Here is an 11,934-nt window from a genome sequence, read left to right as displayed (position 1 = left end):
TGGAGAGAATCACGGGCTTGAACCGTTTGCGGGCCGGCCTCCAGCCTCCCTCATCCTCTTGTATATCAAATAAACAAACCCTGCAGTACAAGGGAAAGAACCGGTGTCGGCACCGCTCCAGAAAGGAGGTGTTCCAGCCGCACCTTCCGGTACGGCTACCTTGTTACGACTTAGCCCCAATTACCGGTTTTACCCTAGGGCGCTCCTCGCGGTTACGCACTTCAGGTACCCCCGGCTTTCATGGCTTGACGGGCGGTGTGTACAAGGCCCGGGAACGTATTCACCGCGCCGTGGCTGATGCGCGATTACTAGCGAATCCAGCTTCGTGGAGTCGGGTTGCAGACTCCAGTCCGAACTGAGAGGGGCTTTGGAGATTGGCATCCCGTCGCCGGGTAGCGGCCTTCTGTACCCCCCATTGTAACACGTGTGTAGCCCCGGACGTAAGGGCCGTGCTGATTTGACGTCATCCCCACCTTCCTCACATCTTACGATGGCAGTCTCGCCGGAGTCCTCAGCATTACCTGATAGTAACCGGCGACAAGGGTTGCGCTCGTTATGGCACTTAAGCCGACACCTCACGGCACGAGCTGACGACAACCATGCAGCACCTTCACAGACGCCTTGCGGCTTACAAGTTTCCTCGTAATTCGTCTGCAATTCAAGCCCGGGTAAGGTTCCTCGCGTATCATCGAATTAAACCACATGTTCCTCCGCTTGTGCGGGCCCCCGTCAATTCCTTTGAGTTTCACCGTTGCCGGCGTACTCCCCAGGTGGGATACTTAACGCTTTCGCTAAGCCGCTGACAGTGTATCGCCAACAGCGAGTATCCATCGTTTACCGTGTGGACTACCAGGGTATCTAATCCTGTTTGATACCCACACTTTCGAGCATCAACGTCAGTGGCGGCTTAGCAGGCTGCCTTCGCAATCGGGGTTCTTCGTGATATCTATGCATTTCACCGCTACACCACGAATTCCGCCTGCCTCAACCGTACTCAAGGACGCCAGTATCAACTGCAATTTTAAGGTTGAGCCCCAAACTTTCACAGCTGACTTAACGACCCGTCTACGCTCCCTTTAAACCCAATAAATCCGGATAACGCTCGCATCCTCCGTATTACCGCGGCTGCTGGCACGGAGTTAGCCGATGCTTATTCATACGGTACCTGCAATGACCTACACGTAGGTCACTTTATCCCCGTATAAAAGAAGTTTACAATCCGTAGGACCTTCATCCTTCACGCTACTTGGCTGGTTCAGGCTCTCGCCCATTGACCAATATTCCTCACTGCTGCCTCCCGTAGGAGTTTGGACCGTGTCTCAGTTCCAATGTGGGGGACCTTCCTCTCAGAACCCCTATCCATCGTCGACTTGGTGGGCCGTTACCCCGCCAACCATCTAATGGAACGCATCCCCATCGTACACCGATAAATCTTTAATGATGCTTTCATGTGCACTCATCATACCATCAGGTATTAATCTTTCTTTCGAAAGGCTATCCCTGAGTGTACGGAAGGTTGGATACGCGTTACTCACCCGTGCGCCGGTCGCCGGCAATCGAAGCAAGCTTCAATCATGCTGCCCCTCGACTTGCATGTGTTAAGCCTGTAGCTAGCGTTCATCCTGAGCCAGGATCAAACTCTTCATTGTAGAATATCTTTTTCAGACACATACCCGAAGGCATGTACCTTGTTTTGCTCTGTCCAGGATGCCGATTTCTTTACCTTATTATTATAAAGTATTGACGGTTCTTTCATTCAATCACAACCCCAAGGGGTCATGACCTTCTTGTACTACATCTTGTTTGTTTATCTAAAGTCTTTCAAAGATCTTAATTCGCTTTGAGTGGCGAAAGTGTTGCAAAGATAAGGCAGAATTTTGAAACCACCAAATTTTTGATGAAAAATTTTTCATTTTTACATTTTCTCAACATCTTTCTCTCTCGAAAGCGGATACAAAGGTACGCACTTTTTTGACATCTGCAAATTTTAGGCCCTACTTTTTTTGAACATTTTTTCAACAATGTACATAAAAACCTGATAATCTTGAAGTAACGTTTTTTATCTATACTACATATTTTAAAAGGTAGACATATCGGCCACAAAACCCAAAGATTAGACAATACTTTAAATAGCCTATTCAAATAAAAAATAGTAACTTTCGGCCAAAAACCAATCACTATGACCGATACACTTTACCAAGCGCTGCTATACATCATGCCGCCATTGGCTGTCATCGTATTTCTGGCACTTTTTTTCGTAAAAGCGGGCTACGGCATGTTCCGCACTAAAGACTGGGGCATCTCCCTGCCCAACAAACTGGGCTGGGTAATCATGGAATGTCCCGCCTTCCTGATGATGCTGTACCTATGGAACGGTTCTTCCTACAAGCTGGAACCGGCCCTTTTCACCTTCTTCATCCTTTTCGAGCTGCACTATTTCCAGCGGTCGTTTGTATTTCCATTGCTGATGAAGGGTAAAAGCCGCATGCCCATCGCCATTACGGCTATGGGGGTTCTGTTCAATGTCATCAACGCATTCCTGATAGGATACAACCTGTTTTATCTGAAAGGCAGCTTCTATACGGCAGAATGGCTGTCCACCCCGACGTTCTATGCCGGATGTATCATCTTCTTTGCCGGCATGGGCATCAACCTGCATGCCGACCAGGTGATACGTAACCTGCGTCCGGCAGGAGACACCCGCCACTACCTGCCCCAAAAAGGAATATACCGATACGTTACATCGGGCAACTATTTCGGCGAACTGGTTGAATGGGTAGGCTTCGCCATCCTGACCCAATCGGCCGCCGCATGGATCTTTGTTCTCTGGACCTTCGCCAATCTGGCACCGAGGGCCTATGCCATCCGCCAACGCTACCGGGAAGAATTCGGGAAGGAAGCCGTGGGAAAACGGAAATGCCTGATACCTTATATATACTAAAAACATCGATTTATGAAAGATTCACTGTTATTCACCCCGGGGACTATCGGACCGCTCACCCTGCGTAACCGTACCATCCGTTCGGCCGCCTTTGAGAGCATGTGCCCGGGAAACAAACCCTCCGATGAACTGCTCCAATACCATACCTCGGTAGCCAAAGGCGGAGTAGGCATGACCACCGTAGCATATGCCGCCGTAACCCGAAGCGGACTTTCATTCGACCGCCAGTTATGGATGCGGCCCGAAATCGTTCCGGGACTCCGTGTGCTGACCGACTCCGTACACCGGGAAGGAGCTGCCGCCAGCATCCAGCTGGGACACTGCGGAAACATGTCGCACAAAGCCATCTGCGGCGAAACACCCGTAGGAGCCTGCAGCGGTTTCAACCTCTACTCTCCTACCTTTGTGCGCGGACTGCGCAAAGACGAACTTCCCGCCATGGCACGGGCCTACGGTGATTCTGTCCGTCTGGCACGTGAAGCCGGCTTCGATGCCGTAGAAATCCATGCCGGCCACGGATACCTTATCAGTCAGTTCCTCTCCCCCTATACCAATCACCGCAAAGATGAGTTCGGCGGAAGCCTGGAAAACCGTATGCGTTTCATGGACATGGTAATGGAAGAAGTGATGAAAGCCGCCGGTACCGACATAGCCGTGCTGGTCAAGATGAACATGCGCGACGGTTTCAAGGGTGGAATGGAGATTGACGAAAGCCTCCAAGTGGCGCGCCGCCTTAAAGAAGACGGAGCCCAGGCCCTGGTATTGAGCGGCGGATTTGTGAGCAAAGCGCCGATGTACGTCATGCGGGGTGCCATGCCCATCAAGGCCATGACCCACTACATGACCTGCTGGTGGCTGAAATGGGGTGTACGCATGTGCGGCAAAATGATGATACCTACCGTACCGTTCAAGGAAGCCTACTTTCTGGAAGACGCCCTGCGCTTCCGCAAGGAAATTACCGGTCTGCCGCTGGTCTACGTAGGCGGACTGGTTTCACGCGAAAAGATAGACGAAGTGCTGAACCACGGATTCGAATTCGTACAGATGGGACGCGCCCTGCTGAATGAACCGGGATTCGTGAACCGCATGAAGGCCGAAGAAGCCGCCCGCTGCAACTGCGGACACAGCAACTACTGCATAGCCCGCATGTACACCCTCGACATGGCCTGCCACCAGCACCTGAAAGAGGAACTGCCCGCATCTCTGCAAAAGGAAATAGAACAACTGGAAAAGGAGGCAGCCCGATGAAGAAGACCGCAGTCATAACCGGAGCCGACGGAGGCATGGGTACGGAAATCACCTGCGAAGTGGCGGCGGCAGGCTATCACGTCATCATGCTATGCCTCACCACTTTCCGTGGAGAAGAAAGACGCAGCCAGATTGCCCTCGAAACCGGAAACAAAGATATCGAAGTGATACAGGTAGACCTGTCGTCGATGGAAAACATAGTAGAAGTGGCCCGCCAAATATGCGAGCAGGAAACCGGTATCGACCTGCTGATGAACAACGCCGGCACCATGTGCACTCACTTCACCCGCACCGATGAAGGTTTTGAATACACTGTAGCCGTAAACTACCTGGCCCCTTACCTGCTCACCCGCCTGCTGCTGCCCAAGATGCATGAAGGCACACGCATTGTAAGCATGGTATCGTGCACCTACGCCATCGGAAAAATCGGGCCCCACTTCTTCACAAATGGAAAAGAAGGAAGCTTCTGGCGCATCCCCATCTACAGCAATACCAAGCTGGCGCTCTGGCTGTTTACCCGCAAGCTGGCGGAAGAGGTGAAAGACCGGGGGATTACCGTCAATGCGGCCGATCCGGGTATCGTATCGACCAACATCATCAGCATGGACATGTGGTTCGACCCGCTGACCGACGTTCTGTTCCGCCCGTTCATCCGCAAGCCGAGGACCGGAGCCGATACCGCCATCCGTCTGCTTCTCGACAAGGAATGGGAAGGTGTAACAGGAACCATGTTCGCCAGTGGAAAGCCTAGAAAACTAAAAGAAAAATTCCTTCACCATCCGCAGATGAATTCTTTATGGAAGGATACAGAAACATTGCTGGAAAAATACCTGAAAGCGGAACCAGCGGAAAAGGTGTATAATAACTGAAAAATCCCTCCGCTTTTTTATGAAAACGGAGGGATTTTTCTATCATATTGTTTTCCCGACTTTTCAAACATAAGGATTAAATGTATTATCTAAGGTAACTTCCTCCACCTCACCATTAACTTCAATAGTAACAAAAGAATCCGAGGTATCACCGGAAATTCCGACATTCAAAATTGCCACATCTGCTGGATTCAGAATACATGAACCAGATTTAGTATTTTCACCTACCTGTATCTTAAAAGAAATTTTTCTACCCGCATCTACATCTGGGATATTGAAATAAGCATACGACGTATCATCAGAAGAAAGGACAACAGATCTTTCAGCATTATCTTCCGCCACTAACGTAACAGAACAATCTGTTTCACTAAAAGCCTCATCAAAATGAATTCCAAACGCTGCATTGACCATTTTACATGACACTTGAACTTCTTTAGTTTCGTCATTGACAGCAAAAATATCTGATTCGCCGGCTACGCGTATCGAACCCTTACCGCCATTTGCAGATTCCGCTTCCTCAAAAGAACAATTCTCTACTTTTATTTTATAGTTATCTGCATTCAAGACCAAAACCGGAGCTACCTTCCATTCGCCATAAGTATTTACACCGACACTTTGTTTTATATCTCCTTTATATAGCATAACCTGCAACAAATCAGTATTAACCTCCTGAGGTAAAGCACGGGAATTTACACTGATTGAAGTTTCAGTGTTTACAGACAAGTCAATAGCTCCATATGACTCTTCCTGCAAATCCTCATTTTGACCTATACAAGAAGACAAACCTAGAATAATTAAAAACAATACCGAACAATATGTAAAAACCTTGTCAATTTTCATAATCATAGTTCAATGTTACATTATCTATTTTAAGAACACTACCGACAACTCGGTCATTCTTCCATGGACTGGCACCATATTCACCTTCTACTTGCTGCATATTTCCAATATCTGTATTCGTTCCAGATTGAAAGAATATTCCAATATAAGCAGCTTTCTGGGTTAAAGGTTTGTTATAAGTAAAATATAATGTTTCTGTTTTATAAGCAGTTTGTTCAGAAGATGTAAAATTAATTGTTGAAGCAATTTCCCGATGCTCATCATCATAAAGCTTTGCATATGCAATACATTGATCACTAACAGGCATAGGTACATATTTATAGTCAAAAGAAATGCTCCTTGGACGTGCATTATGTTCTATACCTAAAGAATATGAGTCACTATTCTTATCATATATACCAGTAAATAAATAACCGACATAAGCCGTTCCTGAAACCTTCACATACTTTGAATAAATATATTCTCTTTTAGGATCAAACAAACTACCAACAATACCACTAAATTTATTATTATAAAATGCCAATGTTGAGATTTCTGCAGCCGTATCACCTACAGTTTTATCATTAGTAGCAATAGTACCAGAATACCAACGCCAATATAAGCCATAATTTCTGCTACCATCAGCATCTTCAGCTCCACTCGTTGTCTTTTCATTTCTTGTCGCCCAACCAGAACAATAATAACAATAGATGTCTGCATCCCACGCAATAACACCGGCATCATGAATTTGTGTACTAGTCCATTGTTCCATAGATCCATTAGGAATCTCCTTTGCACTTTCAGTCACCAACTCCTGTGTATTGTTACTGATTACTCCTCCGAAACGTGAACGAAGAGTATAAGTTGTAGAAGGTTCAAGACCCGTAATTACCCAATCATCCCCTTTCTTTTCTGCTGGAATCCATGTATTATTATCAGCAGAAGCTTCATACACTATATTTGATAGAATCTTATCCGCCATATCTTGATGGGCTGTAATATCATTTTCATTCATCGGGGTGATATAGATGAACTTACTCCACGCATTGGTTTCAACCTGCATCGGGAAATTAAATGAAGGCAAATCCGCATTACAATTAATTAAATAACGTGTACGTGCTTGTAAATCGGACAATGTCCAAGTATTACGTTTCTCCTCATCTAATTGATTTATACCTGAAAAATCCAATGTATAAGACTTATTTGAAGGTACATACAAATCTTCAGAATTATCGACATCATATTCTGTACCTTCCGCAGTCTTTACTTTTATCTCATAACTCTTAAATTGAGCTAACAGTTGTTCATCTATAACCGGACGGATAATAGCACTGTTTAAAGAAGCTGTCAATATAACTGTAGTCTGACCCCCCGCCTCAATTACAGCATCTGCCTCACCATAATAATATGGCTTATCTGTCGACACAATGTTTTCTCCATATTGTGCCTTCACCTTATAGGTCCCTGCAGCAAGAGCATATTGAGTTTTACCTGTTCCTAATTCATATTCAATCCCTGTAACTTGATTTTCCACAGAAACAATAAACTGCCCGGCTGTAGGAACATTCTCTAAAGTAGCTCTAGACTGCAAATCATTTACGGCAGATTCTATTTCCAATCCTTGTAACACCAATGTCCCCATACCTTCCTTTTGCAACAGTAAAGTATCCTCCTCGTTACATGCCACTAAAAAACATAAAGACAATAGAATATAAATTATCTTTCTCATAGATTTACTCTTAATCCTTATATTATTCATAAACCAATTCCATTTCATCCAACCATAACTTAGCCTCATCACATCCTACAAAATAGTCACCATATTTGCTGGCGCTGGCCGTCAATATAATATATTTAGGTGTACGGTCAGTTGCCTTGTAATCCAGATTAACGGTTATTTCCTTGTATTCGGAAGTTGACTGACCGGAAATGAACTCACCATAGGCTATCACGTTTGCATCATTCTTGCTGAATAACTTACGTTCCGAAGGACGGGTCTTGATTTCATAAGGCTCATCCTTATCGGATAAGGCGATATAGATGTGGCAGGAATCCGGACGGTCTTTCAGGTATTCCATCGCCGAATCACCACAACGGTTTATCTTACCGGTAATATATTTATAATGAAAACGCAAAGCTGTAGGAAAAGCGGTGAACGGACGGCCAAAACTCAATATACCGTTCGTTCCGTCTGTCTTCACGTAAGAGCCTGCAAATATATTACCGGCAGCCAGCTTCAATACCACCCACTTAGACTGCAACAAAGCAGCCTTTCCCGAACCGTTACATGTTTCGGTAGTAGGGACGGAATTACTGTCGCCTATGGTTGTAGCTCCTTTATTGCCTGTATCCCAGAAATTATCACTGGTTCCTTCCGCCCATGGCTTCCATAAAGTTCCGTTCATAGCAGATTCACTACTCCAGTCATCAAAGCTACCGTTAGGCAGTGGCGTGGCCGGAGCCGTAGTAAAAGAAGCAGGAGTCCCTTCTACGTTATCCACATTAACCCGATACTGATAAGTGGTAGCAGCCCTGAGCTTGGAGAAGGTTGCTGTGAACTTTGTTCCTTTTACTGAAACATTCGAAGCGGCAAGAGTCTGCCACAAACTTGCACTGCTTTCCTTATATTCCACTACAGGAGTCTTGCCACTCTGGATATTCCCGGAAACGGTAGCTCTTGTAGTCATAGCAAAAGCCTCGGTTGCAGTAGATGCACCGCCGGCCTGCTGGTATACATATACCGTCCATTCACTATAAACTTCTTCCCAACCATTGGCAACCATGAAAGACTGTGGAGACGTAAAGTCATGAACCGTTGTTGGATCCGGTTTGATCTTACCGGAAGCTCCTCCCAAATCCAGCTTATTGATCTGGATATTATCCAAATCGGTATCTTCGGAAACGTAAATGATACAGACTCTGTTATTTACATCTATAACCGAATTGATCTGTCCCTGAACATCGATTTCACGGTTAATAACCTGAGTAACCGTTACCGTCCATACATAATCCTGATAGGTATGAAGCAGGAACTGTACAGGCTTGGAAAAATCCACACGGGTATTCGCCAGATTATCGGGAATATCAAATCCTTTAACGGGAAATTTGGAAGCGTCGTCACAAACCGTAGGGTCAACCACCTGGATATCCGCATCTGATGAAACAGAGAACCGGGTAATCTCCAGATTGGTCAGATCGACCGTATCATCCACGTACAATGTAACCGTACGCTGTTCTGCATTGATGACAGCCGAAGCCGTACCGGTTCCGGAAGCGTCACACAGCCCTTCCACCTCAAAAGCCTCGATAATGCCTTCCTCAATAGGATAAGGAATATCATTACGGATGGCACATCCACTAAAAGTAAAGATTACAGCTAAAATATATAGTAAATTCTTCAACATAACCAGTCATGCTTTAATGATTACAGATAGAGTGTCATACCGATATTGATAGAAAACAGGTTTATCTTGAAGTTACCGGACGACGTCCGTCTGCGGCCCTGCTCTACCTGATTGGTTTTCTGATCGACCCATTTGAAGTTATATCCCATTACACCTACCGACACTTCTACAGCCGACCAGTTGGTAATGAACGCAGTCAGACCCGGCGCGATACCGATTCCCAGCGAATGGGTTGTCTGGTAAGTTCCGTCATACTGAGTACCCAAACCCGTAGAGTTCTTGCCACACGCATAGGCATACGACAGCCGGCACTCATTGAACAAGCCAAAAATCTTGCTGTGACCTATAGGCATATAGGTACGCAGGAAAGCCGAAGTCTGGTATTCATGCTCCAGATAATACACGTTATCCAGAGCGATATTAAAGTCTTCTCCCAGATTCAGCTCAAAATTTTTCAAATCCAAGTAATCGCGCGAATAGGCAAAACGTAAACCTACAGCCACATTATCCTTGATAAAATAACCAACATACGGACTGAGGGTAAAACCATATCCCTTACCTTCTATATTCTTCAACACGATAAAGTTCAGGTTTTCTTCATCATGTTCCGAATAGGATACGGTACCTCCGCCCATCCACTGGCCCTTCGGAATAAACACCTCTTCCTGGATGCCACGGTCTATACGCTCTATCTTGCGCTTTCCCTGCGCAAACATTGTAGTGCCGACTACACAAAACAATAAAGCTATAAGATTTTTTTTTCTCATCTATCTAATTACAAAGATAACCGGGAGGTGATATAATACACGCTATACCACCTTCCGGCCGGATTTTATATTCATATTTAATTCACATCCCAAATAACAGGATTATCACCATAAACCAATTCAAAATCATCTAAATACATTAAACTACCATCACCACCAGTAAAATAATCTCCATATTTACTAGCACTCGCAACAATAATCAAATACAACTCTGATGGTTTATCTAACGTTTTATACTTCAAATCGATTGTAAATTCTTTCCATTGTCCATTTGTTGAAACACACTCTGTAATAGGCAATTCACCATAAGCAATTATATCAGGATCTTTTTCAAAATTAATAAAAGTACTTGCATCCGCATTATTTATAGTGAAAACCCTTTTAGACAACGCTATATAAATAGAACACACATCTGAACTTTGATCTTTAATAATACCACTATTTGCCGGTTGATTACTACCAACATTATCTACAATTTGCGGTGTATATTGGAAAAAGCCATGTAATTGTGTAGGCCTAGCATAAAACGGTTTTCCAAAATTAATTTTTGCTCCACTCATATTAACCAATCCACCAAATTTACCTACATATAAACTAGCGGCAGCAAATTTAATTTTATACTGCGATTTTAATTCTGCAGAACACTTACTACCATAACCCGAATGAATAATTTCAGTATTGCCCTGAGTAGGATTTATATTTACAATCCCCCCTAAACCCTGAGTCGTACCAGGATTACTTGAATCCCAAAAACTATCTCCATTTTCATTATAATATGCCTCAGAAGTGGCATACCAAGTTTTATCTTTTTTATACCAATCCTCAAATCCTCCATTAATTAATGGTGCAGCTGATTCTGTAGTAAATTCAAATATATTACTATAATAATCACCACCATTATAAGTCATACGACATTCATAAACCTTATTCGATAAAAGATTTGTAACTTTAGCTGAATAATAAGAATTATCCTCATCCACAACCGCTGAAAGTTTTTCCCAATCAGTGGCCCCTTTTAATCTATATTCAAAGGCCATTTGTGAAGGAATCAAGGTTTCTCCTTCTTTTGTAGTAGCTGTACCAGAAAGAATAGCAAAGGAACTCCATGCATTCACATTATCAACCATCAAAGTAGTTTTAGGAGTTGTTGATATATTAAATGTATAAGTATATATATGAGAAGTATGATCTATTGAAACATCCACATCTCCACTACCAATATCACCTACTACATATTTCAATATATAATGCTGCTGGGCTTTAACTCCTGTCATTGATTCCGTATGAGTATGCTGTTCTCCCTTCATATTAGTAACATTCAAAATAGCCTGAAGATCCGTTACAGGGAAATAAGCAAATTTATCTTCAACATTTTCATCATTCATATCAAATGATAAATTGTCTATACCAGAATCAGAAATAGCTCCAACCGTTACTGTTGCCGTCTTAAAAACTTCCTTAAAACTCTGATCAAAAACAACAGAAACTTTCACGTTCGCTAATTTACATGTAACCTCGGCTGTAACAGACTTATTTGCCTCTATAGTAACTTGTGAACTTCCTTTATAATAAGGCTTGTCAAAGCCGGATTTATTATCAAATCCGGCAGAAGAAACCTGAATGGTATAGGTACCGACCGATAATGCAATATCACCCTGGAAATCTTTATCCGTCTCCAAATTTTGAGTTTCTTTTACGGTTTCTCCTTTGGCATTTATTATTTTTACTGCCCATTGTTCTGGATTATATGCACGTGAATCTATTGTAGAAACGTTTACTCCAACATTCAAACATACATATCCTATATTTAAATCATCCTTTTCTTGACATGACATATTACAGAATGTCCATAAAAAAAGAATTATATATTGAAGTTTTTTCATTAT

At 43.8% G+C, this 11,934-nt stretch carries 8 protein-coding genes and 1 rRNA gene; 3 read left to right on the top strand and 6 right to left on the bottom strand.

Annotated features, from left to right (window positions below):
• Nucleotides 1-121: 121 nt before the first annotated feature.
• A 16S ribosomal RNA gene (locus tag BQ7489_RS01825) occupies nucleotides 122-1,649 on the bottom strand.
• Between the two features lie 530 nt (nucleotides 1,650-2,179).
• On the opposite strand from BQ7489_RS01825, the gene BQ7489_RS01820 reads away from it, so the two are divergent.
• Genes BQ7489_RS01820 through BQ7489_RS01810 form a run of 3 tightly spaced genes read left to right on the top strand, consistent with a single transcriptional unit; the run spans nucleotide 2,180 to nucleotide 5,058 of the window.
• Complete coding sequence (locus BQ7489_RS01820) at nucleotides 2,180-2,941, top strand: DUF1295 domain-containing protein (RefSeq protein ID WP_072529806.1); 762 nt, start codon at nucleotides 2,180-2,182, stop codon at nucleotides 2,939-2,941.
• Nucleotides 2,942-2,953: 12 nt separating this feature from the next.
• The gene (locus BQ7489_RS01815) at nucleotides 2,954-4,189 is read left to right on the top strand and encodes an NADH:flavin oxidoreductase (RefSeq protein ID WP_072529805.1); all 1,236 of its coding nucleotides are present in this window, start codon (nucleotides 2,954-2,956) and stop codon (nucleotides 4,187-4,189) included.
• A complete protein-coding gene (locus BQ7489_RS01810; protein WP_072529804.1) occupies nucleotides 4,186-5,058 on the top strand; it encodes an SDR family NAD(P)-dependent oxidoreductase in 873 nt (290 codons plus the stop codon). Before BQ7489_RS01815 ends, BQ7489_RS01810 begins: the two co-directional genes overlap by 4 nt.
• Before the next feature lie 63 nt (nucleotides 5,059-5,121).
• Here BQ7489_RS01810 and BQ7489_RS01805 read toward each other — a convergent pair whose 3' ends face one another.
• The 5 genes from BQ7489_RS01805 to BQ7489_RS01785 form a co-directional block, all read right to left on the bottom strand.
• Nucleotides 5,122-5,904, bottom strand: coding sequence for a DUF4493 domain-containing protein (locus BQ7489_RS01805; RefSeq protein WP_072529803.1), 783 nt, complete (start codon nucleotides 5,902-5,904; stop codon nucleotides 5,122-5,124).
• Nucleotides 5,888-7,606: a DUF4493 domain-containing protein gene (locus tag BQ7489_RS01800; protein WP_083580664.1), complete on the bottom strand. Its 1,719-nt coding sequence runs from the start codon at nucleotides 7,604-7,606 to the stop codon at nucleotides 5,888-5,890. The genes BQ7489_RS01805 and BQ7489_RS01800 overlap by 17 nt, the downstream gene beginning before the upstream one ends.
• Before the next feature lie 22 nt (nucleotides 7,607-7,628).
• Nucleotides 7,629-9,281, bottom strand: coding sequence for a PCMD domain-containing protein (locus BQ7489_RS01795; RefSeq protein ID WP_072529801.1), 1,653 nt, complete (start codon nucleotides 9,279-9,281; stop codon nucleotides 7,629-7,631).
• A gap of 20 nt (nucleotides 9,282-9,301) precedes the next feature.
• Complete coding sequence (locus BQ7489_RS01790) at nucleotides 9,302-10,048, bottom strand: hypothetical protein (RefSeq protein WP_072529800.1); 747 nt, start codon at nucleotides 10,046-10,048, stop codon at nucleotides 9,302-9,304.
• A 77-nt stretch (nucleotides 10,049-10,125) separates the two neighbouring features.
• Nucleotides 10,126-11,931 (bottom strand): DUF4493 domain-containing protein, encoded by a 1,806-nt coding sequence (locus BQ7489_RS01785; protein WP_072529799.1) that lies wholly within the window; start codon nucleotides 11,929-11,931, stop codon nucleotides 10,126-10,128.
• Nucleotides 11,932-11,934: the final 3 nt, after the last annotated feature.

Source organism: Bacteroides ilei (assembly GCF_900128495.1).
Lineage (GTDB): Bacteria > Bacteroidota > Bacteroidia > Bacteroidales > Bacteroidaceae > Phocaeicola > Phocaeicola ilei.
This window is presented reverse-complemented; position numbering and strand designations above follow the sequence as displayed.